Source organism: Flavonifractor sp. An92, assembly GCF_002159175.1.
GTDB lineage: Bacteria > Bacillota > Clostridia > Oscillospirales > Oscillospiraceae > Pseudoflavonifractor_A.
In genome coordinates, this window is record NZ_NFGZ01000021.1 from 20563 (window position 1) to 35967 (window position 15405).

At 63.1% G+C, this 15405-nt stretch carries 22 protein-coding genes; 9 read left to right on the forward strand and 13 right to left on the reverse strand.

Annotation, left to right across the window (positions count from 1 at the left end; all coding sequences use genetic code 11):
- From B5G43_RS12625 to B5G43_RS12680, 12 genes are all read right to left on the reverse strand, one after another.
- Positions 1-1707 (reverse strand): PcfJ domain-containing protein, encoded by a 1707-nt coding sequence (locus B5G43_RS12625; protein WP_087261941.1) that lies wholly within the window; start codon positions 1705-1707, stop codon positions 1-3.
- Between the two features lie 13 nt (positions 1708-1720).
- Positions 1721-2071, reverse strand: coding sequence for a hypothetical protein (locus B5G43_RS12630; RefSeq protein WP_087261943.1), 351 nt, complete (start codon positions 2069-2071; stop codon positions 1721-1723).
- Positions 2068-2979 (reverse strand): DUF3102 domain-containing protein, encoded by a 912-nt coding sequence (locus B5G43_RS12635; protein WP_087261945.1) that lies wholly within the window; start codon positions 2977-2979, stop codon positions 2068-2070. Before B5G43_RS12635 ends, B5G43_RS12630 begins: the two co-directional genes overlap by 4 nt.
- Positions 2966-3751: a ParA family protein gene (locus B5G43_RS12640; RefSeq protein ID WP_087261946.1), complete on the reverse strand. Its 786-nt coding sequence runs from the start codon at positions 3749-3751 to the stop codon at positions 2966-2968. Before B5G43_RS12640 ends, B5G43_RS12635 begins: the two co-directional genes overlap by 14 nt.
- A 34-nt stretch (positions 3752-3785) precedes the next feature.
- Positions 3786-5111 (reverse strand): AAA family ATPase, encoded by a 1326-nt coding sequence (locus B5G43_RS12645; RefSeq protein ID WP_087261948.1) that lies wholly within the window; start codon positions 5109-5111, stop codon positions 3786-3788.
- Entirely contained in the window at positions 5101-5853 is a 753-nt protein-coding gene (locus tag B5G43_RS12650) for a hypothetical protein (RefSeq protein ID WP_143382871.1), read from the reverse strand. Before B5G43_RS12650 ends, B5G43_RS12645 begins: the two co-directional genes overlap by 11 nt.
- 5 nt (positions 5854-5858) lie before the next feature.
- A complete protein-coding gene (locus tag B5G43_RS17385; RefSeq protein ID WP_087261952.1) occupies positions 5859-6080 on the reverse strand; it encodes a hypothetical protein in 222 nt (73 codons plus the stop codon).
- Positions 6065-6538, reverse strand: a complete 474-nt coding sequence (locus B5G43_RS12660; protein ID WP_087261953.1) for a helix-turn-helix transcriptional regulator — start codon at positions 6536-6538, stop codon at positions 6065-6067. The genes B5G43_RS17385 and B5G43_RS12660 overlap by 16 nt, the downstream gene beginning before the upstream one ends.
- A gap of 45 nt (positions 6539-6583) precedes the next feature.
- The gene (locus B5G43_RS12665) at positions 6584-6931 is read right to left on the reverse strand and encodes a hypothetical protein (RefSeq protein WP_087261955.1); all 348 of its coding nucleotides are present in this window, start codon (positions 6929-6931) and stop codon (positions 6584-6586) included.
- A 66-nt stretch (positions 6932-6997) separates the two neighbouring features.
- Positions 6998-7210, reverse strand: coding sequence for a hypothetical protein (locus tag B5G43_RS12670; RefSeq protein ID WP_087261957.1), 213 nt, complete (start codon positions 7208-7210; stop codon positions 6998-7000).
- Positions 7211-7255: 45 nt separating this feature from the next.
- On the reverse strand, positions 7256-7438 hold the full coding sequence (locus B5G43_RS12675) for a hypothetical protein (protein ID WP_087261959.1): 183 nt from the start codon (positions 7436-7438) through the stop codon (positions 7256-7258).
- A 16-nt stretch (positions 7439-7454) separates the two neighbouring features.
- The gene (locus B5G43_RS12680) at positions 7455-7655 is read right to left on the reverse strand and encodes a helix-turn-helix transcriptional regulator (protein WP_158097430.1); all 201 of its coding nucleotides are present in this window, start codon (positions 7653-7655) and stop codon (positions 7455-7457) included.
- An 83-nt stretch (positions 7656-7738) separates the two neighbouring features.
- Between B5G43_RS12680 and B5G43_RS12685 the strand changes: the two genes are divergently transcribed.
- The 5 genes from B5G43_RS12685 to B5G43_RS12695 all read left to right on the forward strand — a co-directional run bounded on the left by B5G43_RS12685 (position 7739) and on the right by B5G43_RS12695 (position 10700).
- Positions 7739-8143 carry a hypothetical protein gene (locus tag B5G43_RS12685; RefSeq protein ID WP_087261964.1) on the forward strand — a complete coding sequence of 135 codons (405 nt, stop codon included), beginning with the start codon at positions 7739-7741 and terminating at the stop codon, positions 8141-8143.
- Between the two features lie 267 nt (positions 8144-8410).
- Positions 8411-8731 carry a helix-turn-helix domain-containing protein gene (locus B5G43_RS12690; protein ID WP_087261966.1) on the forward strand — a complete coding sequence of 107 codons (321 nt, stop codon included), beginning with the start codon at positions 8411-8413 and terminating at the stop codon, positions 8729-8731.
- A 222-nt stretch (positions 8732-8953) separates the two neighbouring features.
- The gene (locus B5G43_RS18035) at positions 8954-9082 is read left to right on the forward strand and encodes a hypothetical protein (RefSeq protein WP_275532320.1); all 129 of its coding nucleotides are present in this window, start codon (positions 8954-8956) and stop codon (positions 9080-9082) included.
- Between the two features lie 7 nt (positions 9083-9089).
- Positions 9090-9563 carry a hypothetical protein gene (locus B5G43_RS17135; protein WP_143382873.1) on the forward strand — a complete coding sequence of 158 codons (474 nt, stop codon included), beginning with the start codon at positions 9090-9092 and terminating at the stop codon, positions 9561-9563.
- 87 nt (positions 9564-9650) lie between these two features.
- The gene (locus tag B5G43_RS12695) at positions 9651-10700 is read left to right on the forward strand and encodes a site-specific integrase (protein WP_087261968.1); all 1050 of its coding nucleotides are present in this window, start codon (positions 9651-9653) and stop codon (positions 10698-10700) included.
- A gap of 102 nt (positions 10701-10802) precedes the next feature.
- Here the strand turns inward: B5G43_RS12695 and B5G43_RS17140 are convergent, their stop codons facing one another.
- Complete coding sequence (locus B5G43_RS17140) at positions 10803-11012, reverse strand: hypothetical protein (protein WP_143382874.1); 210 nt, start codon at positions 11010-11012, stop codon at positions 10803-10805.
- A gap of 27 nt (positions 11013-11039) precedes the next feature.
- On the opposite strand from B5G43_RS17140, the gene B5G43_RS17390 reads away from it, so the two are divergent.
- From B5G43_RS17390 to B5G43_RS12715, 4 genes are read left to right on the forward strand one after another with little or no spacing between them, the layout of a single operon-like run.
- On the forward strand, positions 11040-11681 hold the full coding sequence (locus B5G43_RS17390) for a TetR/AcrR family transcriptional regulator (protein WP_158097431.1): 642 nt from the start codon (positions 11040-11042) through the stop codon (positions 11679-11681).
- Positions 11682-11685: 4 nt separating this feature from the next.
- Positions 11686-13404: an efflux RND transporter periplasmic adaptor subunit gene (locus B5G43_RS18040; RefSeq protein ID WP_087261970.1), complete on the forward strand. Its 1719-nt coding sequence runs from the start codon at positions 11686-11688 to the stop codon at positions 13402-13404.
- 3 nt (positions 13405-13407) lie between these two features.
- Positions 13408-14172, forward strand: a complete 765-nt coding sequence (locus tag B5G43_RS12710; RefSeq protein ID WP_087261972.1) for an ABC transporter ATP-binding protein — start codon at positions 13408-13410, stop codon at positions 14170-14172.
- The gene (locus B5G43_RS12715) at positions 14169-15383 is read left to right on the forward strand and encodes an ABC transporter permease (protein WP_087261973.1); all 1215 of its coding nucleotides are present in this window, start codon (positions 14169-14171) and stop codon (positions 15381-15383) included. The genes B5G43_RS12710 and B5G43_RS12715 overlap by 4 nt, the downstream gene beginning before the upstream one ends.
- Positions 15384-15405 lie beyond the last annotated feature (22 nt).

The window sequence follows — 15405 nt, forward strand, 5'->3', positions numbered from 1 at the left end:
TTACGCGCTCCGGGCGCGCTCCCGGCGCCTGGGCAAAATGGGCGCGCCGCTCTCATCCCGCTTGCTCCCGTCCCGCAGCCAGCGGAGCCAGACATCCAGAAACGCCCCGTGTACCGCCCGGGGGTCCTTGCTTCCGGGCAGGGTGTCGTTATGGTAGCCGTGGATCTGCCGGATGGCGTTCCCGTTCATCTCCAGGGTGATGTACGGCGTGGCCGGGGCCTCCACCCGGCGGAGGAACAGGATGGTGGTGACCCCCTTCATGTGCCGCTCCGCATAGCCCCCCACGCAGTGGTCCAGGGCCTTGCCCTCCCGCTTGATGGCGGCGGCGGTCATGGGAAAGACGATGCGCAGCCCGTCCAGCTCAAACTCATACTTGGCCTTCCGGGTCCTGGCGTCGGCGGCCACCCCCCGGCGCAGCGCGGCGGCCTGCTTCTGGGCCAGCTCCGCTGTGGCGGCGTCGTGGGCGGCGGTGAGGTCCTCCGGCCAGAGCACCTTACCGTGCTCCATGCAGTACCCCAGGGCCCAGGCCGCCTCCAGGTAGTCCCGGTAGAGCTCGAAGAGGGTGGCGTAGTGGTCCTCTGTCTCCTCGGACACCCCGCCCAGATACCGCAGGAAGCGCTCCGGGTCCAGGCGGAACCGCTTCAAAAACCGCAGCACTTCCATGGCGCTCAGCTGGCAGCCCCACAGGTTCCGGAAATACACGCAGAAGGGCAGGTCCCAGCGCTTGCCCCAGTGTTTTTGTACATAGTTCCGCAGGGCCAGCACCTCCATGGGCGGCTGTACGGCCAGGAACCAGCTCAGCTCCCTCTTGTTCAGCCCGAAAGACTTGCGCGGGTCCGGCTCCTCCCAGCACATGGCCGCCGCGTTGCGCTTACGGGCGTAGATGAGGTCGCTCAGAGGCTCCCAGGGGCCGGACTTCACCAGCATCTCCACCTGCCGGGGGTAGATGGCGTAGGCGGTCAGGTAGGAGATGAAGTCGTCGAACCGGGCGGCGTAGCCCCGGGCCCCGCCGGGGCGGTACTGCCAGTGGTCGAAGAAGCCGCACCAGCGAAAGAAGGGGTGTTCCTCCAGCACCTCCCGGTTGAGGATGGAATAGGGCTCGTAGTGGTACCAGCAGATGGAGCCGTCCTTGAAGGGCTCGGTCACCCGCTTGGGCCGGCCCAGCCGCTCCCGCTCATAAGTGAGGACCGGCTCGTGCTCCCGGTAGGTGACCTGGTAGTCGGCCTGCATCACCTCTCCCGGGGCGAAGCGGTAGCCGCTGGAGCACCAGGCGGTGGGCCGGGCGGTGAGGGCCTGCTCGTCCCCATAGTCCTTGTGGAGCACCAGAGCGTCGGCATAGAGGGCGTCTCCCCGGGCGTGGAGCAGCACGGTGAGCTCCGTCCAGCGGAGGGACTTCCGCCCCCGGGCCCTGGCCAGGTCGATGACCGTCACCACGCGGCCGCACCAGGGGCAGGTCCACGGCTCCTTGTGCCGGAGGTGGCCCAGCAGTGCCCGGTGCTCAGGGGTCTCCGTCCGGGGCAGACAGGGCCGGTACTCCTTGTGGCCGCAGCAGGAGGCGTACAGCCTCACCCCGCCCAGGCCCATCAGGTCCCCCTCCTTGCGGAAAAACAGATAGTGCGGGAACAGGTCGTTCATCCGGGTCAAATCTTCCTCGGTGACGGTGGGCCAGCCGTTCAGGAGCTCCCGCTCCCGCTCCGTGTACTTCATGCCGATCCCCCCCTCAGAAGAAGTCGGACAGATCCAGCAGGATGCCGGTCCGCTCCGGCTCGGGCTCCGCCGGCTCCAGCTGGATGGTCATGGTGAAGTGGACCTTGGCCCCGTCGAAGTAGAAGGCGGCCGCCTGGCGGTAGGCCTCAAGATCGGAGAGGGAGCTGCCCACCCCCTTGGCCACGGCGGTCATGCAGTCCGGGAAGGAGCCGCCCTGGGCCACCGCCTGGGCGAACTCCTCGTTCTGGCGGCAGAACTCCAGCAGGGCGTCCCGGACGGCGGACTTCATGACCCCCTCCTTCTGGCCCTTCACCTTGCCGTACTCGTCTTTCAGACGGGCCTCGGCCTGCTCGTACCAGGTCATTCCACGCACCTCCCGATGGCCTCCGCCAGGGCTTTCAGGGCCTTCTCCGCGCCCTGGGCGGCGGCGGGGTCCTCCCGGGCGCGGAATTTGAGCAAAATCCCCCGCATTTTGTTGGCGTTCTCCTGGGCCTGCTGGAAGAGGACCTCAAACTGAGCCAGATCCTTGTCCGCGCTCAGCTCGGCTTTCTTCTCCGCCTTCTCCCGTTCCTCCAGAGACCGTTTCAGGATCTCCACCGAGGCCTCGGCCTGTTTCTGTCTGTCTCTGGCCTTGGCGGCGGCCTCCCTGGCCTTGTCCAGTTTGGCCTGCATCTCGGCCCGGGTCTCTTCTTTGGCCTTGTCGATGGCCTCCTGGTCCACCACCGTCTCCACGGCCACCTCCACCGGCCGGGCTTTCAGCTCGTCCAGCTCTTCGGTGAGCTGCTCCAGGCGCTGATAGGCGTCCGACCGGTCCTCCAGTACGTCGTGCAGCGTCTCCTGGAGTTTTTGGGCCGATTGTTTCGCCTCGTCCCGCTCCTTGATGGCCGCCTCCAGCTGGCGGGCGGACATGTCGATGACGTTGTTCTCCTCCATGAACTGCTCCCGCTCCTCCGGCGGGAGGGCCAGAAGGGACAGGGCCTTGGACGCCCCCAAATCCGCAAGCGTCTGCGTATTTGTCCATTCTCTGGCGAGACGCATAAAGTTCTGCGCCGTGCGCGGGGAGAACTCCACCCGTTCAGTGAGCCACGGCAGCCACTCCCCATGGGGCAGCAGGTCCTTGGCCTCGATGAGGCACCGCCCGATGGTCAAAATCGCCTCCCCGCCGGTGCGCTTGGCCTCCAGGATGTCCCCGGTGATGGCCTCGATGGTCCTGCCCTCGGCGGGCTGGGCCATGGTCTGGGCGATCAGCCGCCCCAGGTCAGGCTTTCCCATGCCGGATGCCCTCCTTTGCGGTGAGCTCCGCCACCCAGGCCCGGTAATCCCGAGCCGCCGAGCAGAAGGGGCTCCAGGCCTGGACGGCCATCCGGGCCCAGGAGCTCTCCGGCACCTTGTCGGTGCGGCGGATGACGGTGTCGTAGACGGGGACGCGGCCCTCCTCCCGGAGGTAGCCCACCGAGTCCTCCACCACGGGGCTCCTGTGCCACTGGTTGACCAGCACGCCGGAGATCCGCAGGTCGGGCCGGAGGGAGCGGAGGCTGGCGATCTGGTCCACCAGGTCCCCCACGCCGGTGGCGGAGCAGGCGTCACTCAGCACCGGGATAATGATGCCGTCGCTGGCCAGGATGGCGGACACGCAGGAGGCGCCCAGGTTGGGAGGGCAGTCCAGCACCATCACGTCGTAGGCGTCGTCCTCCTCCAGGGCCTCCCGCATGTCCCGGATGGCCCGGTAGCAGCGGCCCCGGTCCCCGCCGGCGGCCTCCAGGTCCAGGGCCCACAGGTCCTCCGAGGCGGGCAACACGTCCAGGCCCTCCACGTCAGTGGGGACCACCAGGTCCTCCCAGCAGCAGGCGTAGCCCCGCAGCAGGGCGCCCAGCCCGGCATATTCACACTTAGGGAGCAGGATCTGGGTGGCGTTGGCCTGGCCGTCGGCGTCCACCAGCAGCACCCGCAGGCGGCAGCCGGTGGCCAGGACGTAGGCGAGATTGACGGCGGTGGTGGTCTTGCCCACCCCGCCCTTGCGGTTCACGATGGCGAGGGTTTTCATGGTTATGTAACCTCCTTTGTGGTGTTTGGGTGTGTTATTTGTCCGGGAACGGGTCCTCCTCCGGGGACACGTCCTCGTCCGGGAGCTTGATCTGGGTGTAGACATGCTCCCAGCCGTAGCGCTTTTTGGGGTCGCCGGTCCCGGTCTTGTAAAACCGTTTGCTCAGCGGCTCAAAGCTGAGGGTGATGGCCCGGCTGCGCTCACCGAAGAAGCGGTTTTTCAGGATGGACAGCATGGTGTCATACTTGTCCCCCTGGTCCTGGGCCCGGGACACGGAAAAGACGTTGTCGGCCAGGTTGGTCACGTCGGCGATGCCCGCCACCGCGTCGGAGTCGTCGATGCGCTCGGTCTTGCGGGGGTGGGCCACCAGGTGGACGTGGGCTCCGGCGCTCTTGGCGAAGGCGGTCAGCTCGGAGACGAACTCGGACTGGGCCCGGTAAAAATCCCGGTCCCGGCCGGCCTGGAGCCGGGCGGACATCAGGTTGTCCACCAGGAAGATCTTCGCGCCGTACCTCCGGCTGGCGTAGCGGAACAGGCGCAGGATGTCGGCGGCGTCGTGGGTGTTGCGGTTGCCGATGTCGTAGATGTGAAAGCGGCCCCGCCACCACTCGTCGATAGCCCGCTGGGCGAAGGGGGTGGCCGCCGGGAGGCTCCGGCCGGTGACCGGGTCCTTCCGGTCCTGGATGTAGTTCGGGCCCGCCGCCTGGAGGGCGATCCAGTATTTGAACTTCCAGGCGGGCAGCTCGCCGGAGTAGGCGCACACCGGGAAGCCCTGGTCCACGGCCTCCAGCAGCAGCTGGCCCAGTAGGGTGCTCTTGCCCTCGCCCCGCTTGCCGGTCCAGACCGAGAGCTCCCCCTCGTAGAAGCCGCCGATGCGGCGGTCCAGGTTGGGGATGCCGGAGAGGCAGCGCTTCATGCCGGTCATGTCGGGGGGCTTCACGTCGGCCAGGTCCAGCAGGCCGTAGACGGGCAGCTCCGTGGTGTCCAGGAGGATGTGGTCCACGGCGGCCAGGCCGTAGGTATCCCGCAGCTGCTGCACGGTGGCGCAGCCCCGGAAGGCCGGGTCGTTGGCCACCAGGAGCACCGTCTCGGGGAGCCGCCGCCGGACCTCGGCCACCATGGCCTCCCGGCGCTGGGGGTCGGGGCAGACCAGGAGGACGTAGGGGAACCGGGCGAAGAAGCTCTCGCACCGGCCCAGGTCATCCCAGGAGGCCCCGGCGGCCATGCAACCGGCGTTGATCTGGATGGTCAGCACGTCGGCGGCGTCGGCGCACAGCCAGAAGCCGGTGGGCAGCGCCGGGTCCAGAAAGCGGGGCTCGTAGGTCAGATACCGGCTCACGTCCGGCAGTTCATTCGACATCGAAGGTCGTCTCCTTTCGCGGTGGGGGTGGCTGTCCCTTCAGGGGAAAGACCGATTTCCAGCTGTTGGTGACGCTCTGGCGGAGGAGGAGCAGCTTGTCCTCCCGCCGCCGGCCGGACAGCCGGTCCAGCTCGCCCAGCAGGGTGCGCACCGCCCGGGGGGAGTTGACGGCCTTTTTGGCCGTGCGTACCTCCATCAGGTCCTCCAGGGCCCCGGCCAGCTCCCGGTCCTCCCCGGCGTAGCCGGTCAGCAGCTCACGAACCGCCGGAGGCAGGTCATGCTTGTCCCGCCGTTCCCCCTTGGGGGGTAGGGGGGAATATAACTGGTCAGTAACTGTTTCCTTATTACATTTCACCGAATGGGGAAATGGCTGTCCCGGTTCGGTGAAATGCATTTCCCCGTTTGGTGAAATGGGGGGCGCACGGAGCCCATAGGTCTCCAGGACGGCGTCGGAGAGGGCGTACCAGAGGGTGCGGTCGGTCTTGTCCTCACTGAAATTGCCCGAGAGGAGGGCCCCCTGCTCCCGCAGCCGCCCGGTGATGCGCTCGATCTGCCGCTTGCTCCAGAACGGGAAAAGCTTCGTCAGGGCCTCCAGGGTGTTGTAGGTCCAGGTGCGCCCCTCATGGAAGTGGCGGCCGTTGGCCTGGTTCTTGGCCACCCAGAAGGCCATGGCGTGGAGGAAGATGGCCCCGTCCACACCGTAGGCCGTGGCCAGCTCGGCGTTGAAGTGGAACTCCATCACGGGGATCACCCCCTCCCGTTGGAAACGGCCTCGCGGAAGGCATTCAGGGCGCCCATCCGCTCCCGCAGCCGCTCCTCGGCATAGGCCAGGCAGGTCCGCTGGACCTCCGGGTCCAGCTTCAGGTCCTCCCGGGCCCACACCTCCACGTTGCTCTCCGCGTCACAGACGGCGGCGTGCAGCGCCGTGACGATGGCCGCAACAGCCTCTTTGCTCAGTGCCAGGCGCATGGTCCCACCTCCCCATCCGGACAGTGAAGCTGGAGCTCCAGTGCTACCCGGACAATCTCCCGCAACTCCGTCACGATAGCCATGAACTCGGGGCGCTCGGCGTCGTCGATGATGTTGTCCTCGGCGATCTCCAGCAGCCGGTCCAGAGAGCCGCGCTTCTCGATCTGGCCGAGCCGGTTGTGGATGCGCAGCGCGGCCTCCATGAGGCTGCGCTCGTCCACCTGAGGGACGATGCGGCCGTAAAGGGCGTTGGTCTCCCGCAGGTGATGGACCGCCAGGTGCTGGGCGTTGTAGAGTATGACCATCAGCTCCACCACCTCGTTGGACGGGATGCGCTGGCCGGTCTCGTAGGCCCGCAGGGACTCCACACTGACGCCCAGTCGCTCGGCTGCCGCTTCCTGGGTATAACCGGCCGATTTCCGACAGATTTTATAGATATTCCGGTACTCCTCCGGCATGGTAAAACCTCCTCCTCGGGTGTATGATAGGGGCAGACAGGGGGCCTAGACGACCCGCTCCAGGGCGGTCATGGCGGCGCGGACACCGCTCAGACGCTCGGCCAGGATGCGGTCCACCGCCTCCCGCATGAGAGCCTGCATGAGGCTCAGATCCACGGGACTGCCCCCGTGGTGTTTGTACTCCACCAGCCCGCCCGGGCTGATGTTGTAGGTGTACGTTCCGGTGTCCTCATTGAGGGCCGCCCACCCGAAGGGGACGCGCCCCTGCTGGAGGGCCCGGACGATTGTGGTGGAGCTGTTCCCCAGGTACAATCCGGCCACCGTGGGGGGCACGTTGTCGTACCGGAGGATCTCCTCATCGGTCGGCCTGGGGGCCGTAGATCTCTTGGGCATAGTAAAACCTCCTCTTGGGTGTATCATTGGTCCATCGACCTGCCCGACGGGTCATGGTCTGGTCGTTCAGAAGCTCTGGATCAGGAACGAGAGAACGAGGCCCAGGCTAAACGCCAACAGTGACTTCAAAATCAGATGACGATAGCACAGATGCTTGTATCGCTTGTAACCTTCCTCCTGGGCCTGGTAATAGAGCTTTACACCTGCCGGATCTCGGCGCTTGCGCAGTTCCTTGGGTGGTGGGTCGAATAACCAGTCCATCCAGCGATAAAGCCGCAAGCACTCTCCCTCCTTCCGCATCAGAGCCTCATGGTCTCAGGCTACTCAATGGTAGCCTTTCAACAAATTCAGCAGAACTAAGCACAGGGTATAACCCAGGCCACAGGCTACCATGGCCATCGTGGCATTGCCTTGCGGATCTTCCTGGCCGGGCCAAAAACGTACGAGCAGGCCGACCACAATCACTTCCAGGACGCCGATCCCAACGTAAAGTAGCGCTTTCTCCATAAGCGTCCTCCTCTCATTAGGTCTCGCCCGGCTGGTTGCGCCCACAGAGCGCATCCAGGGAGACGTCGTAGAGGTCGGCCAGGGCCAGCAGGGAAGCAAGCCCGGGCTGCCGGGCCCCGCTTTCCCACATACAGACAGCGGCTTTGGTGACGTGGGCCGCCTGGGCAGCCTGCGAAAGCGTAAAGCCCCGCATCTCCCGCAGTTCTTTGAGTCGCACTTGTTTCCCTCCTTCCCGGTTGCCCTTTCTGGGCGATTGTGGTATCATTCACACTAGGTGAATGATTTTTTGGGGGGCGAGCTATGCGCATGGAGTTAGATACGCTCTTTTCAGTCGCCTCAGCCCTAATCTCGCTTTCCGCCGTCTGCGTCTCCCTTTACTCGGTGCGTGAGAGCCGAAGGACCGCCTTGACTGGGACCTACTTCTCCGAGATGGCAAATGCCTATTCTGACTATCTATCCTGCATCTCCGAGTTTGTGTTCCGCCGTGGCGCTTCCGAGCGTGATGCGCTTGCCGCCGCGCTGTACCGGCTCCAACTCTTTGCCTCCTCTGAAATCTCCGCTGACGCCCAGAAGCTCTACATTTTCGTATTGGATTGGGCGTCAACGAATCCGACGAGGGCGCCGGAAGTCGATGCTCTAGTAAGTGATCTAGGATACAAAATGAGGGAACATCTGGAGCAGACTCGGAAGTATGGTCGTCCGTGAAGCGGTCCCGAAGCATTTCGGCAATGATTGCCTGGATGAACCGGCACAGTTCGACTGACATACAAACCATTACGACACTAAGGCAGAGCGAAGCAATCTGGCTGATGAGCCCCATAGATACCACTCATCCCCCCTTTCGTTTACCACACGTTAATCATAATTCGTGTTTTGCAAATTGTCAATTCACGAATTGGATTTTCTCTGTTTTTACTTCTTCTTTCCTCTATAAAAGGAATTTAGTAAACTTCACCTAATGGAGGTGATTTTTTGGATACTAGTGAACGCATTTTCTTGCTCGTAAACCAAAAGTTTACAGAGCAGCGTGAGTTTGCAGCCGCACTTGGGGTGCTTCCCAGCGTAGTCAGTGCATGGCGTACAAAGAAGTCTGAATCCTACATGAAACGCTTGCCACAGATTGCCGAAGTCTTGGGCACTTCGGTGGAATACCTTCTCAATGGAGAAGAAAAGCCCGCTCCCATTGCTGAGAGCGGGCTGGATGCCACGAAGTACCATATGCTCAACGAGGAGAATCGGGCTCTGGTGGATCAGATGATTGAGAAGCTGCTAAAGTCTCAATCAGGTGAATGATCTTCTCCCTATTCTCCGGTGTGAGCCGTTCAAACATTTCCTGCGGTGTCAAGGCGCACTCCCCCTCCCAATCGGCGGGGGCAGCCCCGCCGCAATGTCTGCGTAACCCCTTTGACAGTCGTTTCCATTGATGATATAATAGAACAGGTGTTCGTATCTTGTCAAGAGACAACTGTCGGGGAAGTTATAAACAAATGGAGGATGAATGATGAAACGCATTGCTTGTCTACTGGTGGCGGTCTCGCTGCTCGGCCTGAGCGCCTGTACCGCCGCACCCGCTACGGAGTCTCCTGCGCCTACCTCCACGCCAACCGAAGCCCCAGCTCCGACGCCATCGCCTTCTCCATCTGATTCTGCTATGCTGACAGGTATCCCTGGTTCCCACATCAAAGACATCCAACTCGGTGTTGCCAATTTTGGTATGGACGATGATTCCGCCGATGGCGCCCCTGATGGAGCTCCATATCGTTGGACTGCATCGAAATCTTGGGACTTTCCTGACACTACGATTCTGCTAGATTATTCTATTACCGGTGATGAGGATTCTCAGTTAATCAGCGGCTCTTTTGGTGTTACTTGGGACGGCGTTACTGAAAGTGATACGTTTAACACCATCGCATCCACTTATCTTGGCTTCATTGCAACCGTTCCATATGATACTTCTAATACCCAGGAAGCAAAACAATGGGTATCGGATCAGATAGAGACCGTTGCTGGTGGTGATCCTGTATCTACCACCATTGGCGATGCTACGTTTACTTTGTCCGGGACCCTAGCCGCTGGGGCAGATGTCCCCTCATCTTACCTGTTACAAATTGATGTCGCAAACTGAACGTACTTTACGAAAAGGCCCGGGGCTCCGGCCCCGGTTTCTTTTACAGCCGATTGTAGAACATATGTATGTTTCGGAGGTGTATCCATGCGCAGAGCGAATGGTACCGGCAGCGTGGTGAAGCTGTCAGGAAACCGGCGGAGGCCCTATGTGGTCCGCGTTTCCTACCGGGACAAGTACGGCGCGCTCAAGCAGCAGGCCATCAGTTACCACGCCAAGGCAGCGGAGGCCCAGGCCGCTCTGGATGCCTACAACCGGGATGCCGCCATTGGAGCAGCTCCGGCTCCCGACCGGCTCGCCATGACGGTAGGCGAGGTCTACGAGGCCTGGTCGGGGCGAGAGTACCCGCGCCTGGGTCCGGCCTCTGTCTCCAGCCACAGAGCAGCCTGGAGCCGTGTGGGGCGCTATGCGGAGCAAAAGATGCGGTCCGTTACCCTGGACATGTGGCAGGCGATCCTGGACGAGGACGAGGCGCGCGGCTGCTCCCAATCTCTGGTCAACAATGACGCGATGCTCATCAAGTCATTGTGCAAGTATGCCATGATGCGGGATATCATCGGCAAGGACTATTCCAAGTATCTGGACGTCCCATCCATGGACCCCAAGCGCAAAAAAGGGGCTCTCACAGAGGCGCAGATGGAGCAGCTCACCACGATGGCCGCCCAGAACATCCCATGGGCTGACACGGTGCTCATCCTGTGTTACACGGGCTTCCGGATCAGCGAGTTCCTGGAGCTGACGCCGGCGTCCTACCACGCCGACGGCGACTATCTCCAGGGCGGCAAAAAGACCGAGGCAGGCCGGGACCGGATCATCCCCGTCCACCCAAAGATCAAGCCCTATCTCATGTCCTGGCTGGAGCAGAATAGCGAAACAATCATAACCCGAGATGATGAACCGGTGAGCGATGGGTGGTATCGGAGCATGGCCTTCCAGCCTATTGTGCAAGCGCTGGGTGCGCCGGAGGCCACACCGCACTGGTGCCGCCATACCTTCGCCACGCGGCTCCACGCCGCTGGTGTCGATCCCATCACCATCAAGTGGCTCATGGGCCACTCCACCCGGAGCGATATCACCATGCGGTACACCCATGATTCGCTCGCTGTCCTCCGCGCTGCAATTGACAAACTTGATTAGCACAATAGACAATAATAGGCTATTTGTGCCATAAAAGTACCAAGTTAGTAACAAGAAAACCTGCAATCATCTCTAGCGGAGTTGATTGCAGGTTTTAAAAATTTAATGGAATCTTAATCCTTTCTTTGCCGTGCTTTTTTCCGCATCTGCTACCATGTCATGCAGAACCGCTCCGGCCCGTTCTTCGCCAAAAAAGCCTTGACCTTCCGCCCGGTGAAAGGTGTATGCTTCCAGCAGTGATTGTAAAAAATCTTTAAACCTTCCGTCCGGACGATTGACAGCGGCGGCCCGCTCTTCTAAGATATATGACAACCTGTCATATCGAGAGGAGGAGCGGCCATGCCCACCCCCACCTTTCTGCGCCTGCCGGAGGAGAAGCGGGAGACCCTGCTTCAGGCCGCCTGGCACGAGTTTGTCCGCGTCCCCTATGCCGACGCCTCCATCAACCGCATCATCCGGGAGGCCGGCATCCCCCGGGGCAGCTTCTACATGTACTTCCGCGACAAGGAGGAGCTCTTCCGCTATCTGATGGAGCTGCGCCTGGAGGGGCTGATCCAGCTGCTCACCGACCTTCTGGACCGGCTGGACGGCGACCTCTTCGCGGCTCTGCCGGCCATTCTGGATGTGCTCACCGACGGAGAGCGCCGCCCGCAGGTGCGCGAGCTCTCCGCCGTGCTGCGGCAGAATCCGGGGATGCACCAGGCCGTCCTTCTCCAGGCGCTGGAGCCCCAGCGCCTGCTGGAGCAGCTGGCGGAGCATGTGGACCGCAGCCGCCTGGATCTGCGGGAGGAGGGGGACCTGGGGGAGATGCTCCAGATGCTCCTGGGCATCACCCTTCCGGCGCTGTGCGCCGCGACGGGGGAGGGCGATGTCGCCGCGGTGCGGCGACGCTACCGGCGCTGGCTGGAGCTTTTGCAGCGGGGCATGGCAGCCCCTGGTTCACCCGCCCGGCGGGAAATCGACAGTAACAGTAAGGAGTAGCTCTATGGAAACGATGCAAGTCAAACAGGACACCGAGCAGACCGAGCTGGAGACGGCGGCCCCCGCCTTCCAGCCCCCCAAGAAGAAGCCCAAGTGGCTCAAATGGGTCAAGCGTCTCATCGCCCTGGCGGTCGTGGCGGCGCTGGTGATCTTCCTTCTGCGCAGCTGCGGCGGCGGAGGCGGGATGGTCTCCGCCAATACCTACCGCCTGGAGCCCGCCTCCATGCAGGACCTCACCGTCTCGGTGACCGGTACCGGCACCATCGAGCCCATCCACTCCTATAAGGTGACCACCCTGGTGAAGGGCGAGATCCTGGAGGCCCCCTTTGAGGAGGGCGACACGGTACATAAGGGAGACGTCCTCTTCCGCATCGACGCCAAGGACGTGGAAAACTCCATCCAGCAGGCCCAGATCGCCGTGGACAACGCCCAGCTCTCCCTGGAGAGCGCCCGGCTCAGCTACCAGGACCTGCTGAAGAACCAGAAGGACCAGAAGGAGAACCTCCAGGTCAAGGCCACCGACAGCGGCGTCATCACCAAGCTCCACGTGGAGGCCGGTGACACCCTCACCGCCGGCGCGCCCATCGCCGACCTTCTGGACCGGGACCACATGAAGCTGACCGTCTCCTTCCACAGCGTGGACGCCGCCACTTTCTATGTGGGCCAGAGCGCCACCATCCGGGTGGACGGCACCGGCGAGAGCCTCACCGGCACCATCGACTCCATCGCCGCCACCGACAGCGTGGGCCCCGGCGGCACCCTGGTGCGGGAGGTCACCCTGATGGTGAACAATCCCGGCGCCCTCTCCGACACCTCCACCGGCACCGCCTCGGTGGGCGGCAAGGACTGCGCCTCCGGCGGCACCTTCGCCTACGCCGCCAGCGCCCAGATCCTGGCCCAGACCAGCGGCAAACTGGAGACCCTCACCGTGAAAGAGGGCTCCCACGTCACCAAAAATCAGGTCATCGGCTCCTTTGAGGAGACCGACCTGGCCACCCAGATCGAAAACGCCCGCATCGCCGTGGAGAACGCAGAGAACGCGGTGGAGAACGCCCAGCTCACCCTGAAAAACGCCCAGGACAGCCTGGAGAACTATACCATTACCTCCACCATCGATGGCACCGTCATTGAGAAGAACCTGGACGTGGGCGACAACATCGACGGCACCTCCACCATGTCCACCGGCACCACCGGTACCACCTATCCCGCCGTCATCTATGACCTGAGCGGCCTCACCTTCGACATCAACATCCACGAGCTGGACATCAACCAGATCCAGGTGGGCCAGAAGGTGGAGATCACCTCCCAGGCCGTGGACGGCAAGACCTTCACCGGCCACGTGGACAAGGTGAACATCAACGGCGTCACCACCTCCGGCACCACCAACTACCCGGTGACCATCCGCCTGGATGAGACCGGCGAGCTGCTCCCCGGCATGAACGTGTCGGCCCGCATCATCGTGGAGGAGCAGGGCCAGGCCCTGTGCGTCCCCATCGAGGCGGTGGACCGTGCGAACGGCGGCACCGTCCTCCTCCCCGGCCCCGACGCGGTGTACGATAAGGAGGGCAATCTGGTCAGCCCCGGCACCATCGAGTCCCGCACCGTCACCCTGGGCCGCAACAACGACAGCTACATCGAGATCCTGGACGGTCTGAGCGAGGGCGAGCAGGTCCTCATCCAGAACCCGGTGGGCAGCAGCATGATCGCAGTGATGGGGGGTTAAACCTTGAAGCACCTCATCGAGCTGAAGAACCTCTATAAGATCTATCAGATGGGCTCGGAGACCGTCCACGCCCTGGACGGCATCAGCCTGACCATCGATCCGGGGGAGTTCGTGGCCATCGTGGGCCAGTCCGGCTCGGGCAAATCCACCGCCATGAACATCATCGGCTGTCTGGACGTGCCCACCAGCGGCACCTACCACCTGGGGGGCGTGGACGTGTCCACCATGGACGACGACCAGCAGGCCGAGATCCGCAACAAAATGCTGGGCTTCATCTTCCAGCAGTACAATCTGATCCCCAAGCTGAATGTGCTGGAGAACGTGGAGCTGCCCCTCCTCTACGCGGGCCTCTCCTCCTCCGAGCGGCGGCAGCGGGCCCTGGCCGCCCTGGAGCGGGTGGGCCTGAGCGACAAGTGCAAAAATCTCCCCAGCCAGCTCTCCGGCGGCCAGCAGCAGCGGGTGTCCATCGCCCGGGCCCTGGCGGGGAAGCCCTCGGTGATCCTGGCCGACGAGCCCACCGGCGCCCTGGACTCCCGCACCGGGCGAGAGGTACTGGGCTTCCTCAAAAAGCTCAACCAGGAGGGCGACACGGTGGTGCTCATCACCCACGATAACTCCATCGCCGTCCAGGCCAAGCGCATCGTCCGCCTCCAGGACGGCAAGATCATCTACGACGGCGACGCCAGCGATCCCCGGGCGGTGGTGCAGCCCACCGTCTCCGGCGATCTGGAGCCCCTGGAGGGCTTCGGAGAGGAGGCGCGGGCATGAACATCTCCCAATCCTTCCGCCTGGCCCTGAAATCCCTGGCCACCAGCAAGATGCGGGCCATCCTGACCATGCTGGGCATCATCATCGGCGTGGCCGCCGTCATCGTCATCACCAGCCTGGGCAACGGCATGCAGGTGATGATGAACGAGCAGTTCGAAAAGCTGGGAGCCAACCTGGTCCAGGTCCAGCTCTTCTATGTGGACGGCAGCTCCCGCTCCATTCAGCCCGACGACATGGAGGAGCTGGTGGAAAAGTACCCCCAGTACATCTCCGGCATGACCCCCTATGTGAGCGTCCAGGCCAAGGTGTACCACAACGCCAACGAGTTTGAGCGCACCCGCATCACCGGCGTGTCCGAGGCCTTCCTCAGTGACCGGGGCACCACCATGAACGGCGAGACCCTGGGCCAGGGCCGCTTCATCAAGTTCGTGGATGTGGACCGGTACCAGAATGTGTGCGTCATCGGCTCCTACCTGGCCCAGGATTTCCAGGGCGATCCGCTGGGGCAGACCCTCACCATGGGCGGCGTGCCCTACACCGTCATCGGAGTCCTGGCCCAGTCCGGCGACAGCTCGGAGGGCAGCGCCGACGACATCATCTATCTCCCCTACACCAGCGCCCTGCGGCTGAACAACACCGCCGACGCCAGCGTCTATGTGTTCACCAGCACCAGCAAGGAGACCGCCTCGGTGGCCAAGGGCATCATCGAAAACCGGCTCTATGAGACCTATCAGGAGGACACGGCCTACTATGTCATGACCTCCGCGGAGATGATGGACATCATGAACACCATGACCAACACCATGATGGTGGTGCTGGTGGCCATCGCCGCCATCTCCCTGCTGGTGGGCGGCATCGGCATCATGAACATCATGCTGGTCTCGGTCACCGAGCGCACCCGGGAGATCGGCATCCGCAAGTCCCTGGGCGCCAAGCGCCGGGCCATCCGCAGCCAGTTCATCATCGAGGCCGGTACCACCTCCGCCATCGGCGGGATCATCGGCATCCTGCTGGGCGTGGGTCTGGCCAGCGTGGCGGGCAGCCTCATCTCCGCCACCATGGGCAGCGGCGTCACCTTCACCGCCGTCCCCACCGCCTCGGCGGTGGCCACCGCCTTCGGCGTGTCGGTGGGCATCGGCGTTCTCTTCGGCTATCTCCCCGCCAACAAGGCGGCCGCCCTCAACCCCATCGACGCGCTGCGCTACGAATGAGGCCGGGCAACCCTGAACAGAA

Excerpts from the sequence above, each read along its gene's own strand:
- B5G43_RS12625 (WP_087261941.1), bottom strand. The coding sequence starts at position 1,707 with ATGAAGTACACGGAGCGGGAGCGGGAGCTCCTGAACGGCTGGCCCACC.
- B5G43_RS12630 (WP_087261943.1), bottom strand. The coding sequence starts at position 2,071 with ATGACCTGGTACGAGCAGGCCGAGGCCCGTCTGAAAGACGAGTACGGC.
- B5G43_RS12635 (WP_087261945.1), bottom strand. The coding sequence starts at position 2,979 with ATGGGAAAGCCTGACCTGGGGCGGCTGATCGCCCAGACCATGGCCCAG.
- B5G43_RS12640 (WP_087261946.1), bottom strand. The coding sequence starts at position 3,751 with ATGAAAACCCTCGCCATCGTGAACCGCAAGGGCGGGGTGGGCAAGACC.
- B5G43_RS12645 (WP_087261948.1), bottom strand. The coding sequence starts at position 5,111 with ATGTCGAATGAACTGCCGGACGTGAGCCGGTATCTGACCTACGAGCCC.
- B5G43_RS17385 (WP_087261952.1), bottom strand. The coding sequence starts at position 6,080 with ATGCGCCTGGCACTGAGCAAAGAGGCTGTTGCGGCCATCGTCACGGCG.
- B5G43_RS12660 (WP_087261953.1), bottom strand. The coding sequence starts at position 6,538 with ATGCCGGAGGAGTACCGGAATATCTATAAAATCTGTCGGAAATCGGCC.
- B5G43_RS12665 (WP_087261955.1), bottom strand. The coding sequence starts at position 6,931 with ATGCCCAAGAGATCTACGGCCCCCAGGCCGACCGATGAGGAGATCCTC.
- B5G43_RS12675 (WP_087261959.1), bottom strand. The coding sequence starts at position 7,438 with ATGGAGAAAGCGCTACTTTACGTTGGGATCGGCGTCCTGGAAGTGATT.
- B5G43_RS12685 (WP_087261964.1), top strand. The coding sequence starts at position 7,739 with ATGCGCATGGAGTTAGATACGCTCTTTTCAGTCGCCTCAGCCCTAATC.
- B5G43_RS17135 (WP_143382873.1), top strand. The coding sequence starts at position 9,090 with ATGCTGACAGGTATCCCTGGTTCCCACATCAAAGACATCCAACTCGGT.
- B5G43_RS12695 (WP_087261968.1), top strand. The coding sequence starts at position 9,651 with ATGCGCAGAGCGAATGGTACCGGCAGCGTGGTGAAGCTGTCAGGAAAC.
- B5G43_RS17390 (WP_158097431.1), top strand. The coding sequence starts at position 11,040 with ATGCCCACCCCCACCTTTCTGCGCCTGCCGGAGGAGAAGCGGGAGACC.
- B5G43_RS18040 (WP_087261970.1), top strand. The coding sequence starts at position 11,686 with ATGGAAACGATGCAAGTCAAACAGGACACCGAGCAGACCGAGCTGGAG.
- B5G43_RS12715 (WP_087261973.1), top strand. The coding sequence starts at position 14,169 with ATGAACATCTCCCAATCCTTCCGCCTGGCCCTGAAATCCCTGGCCACC.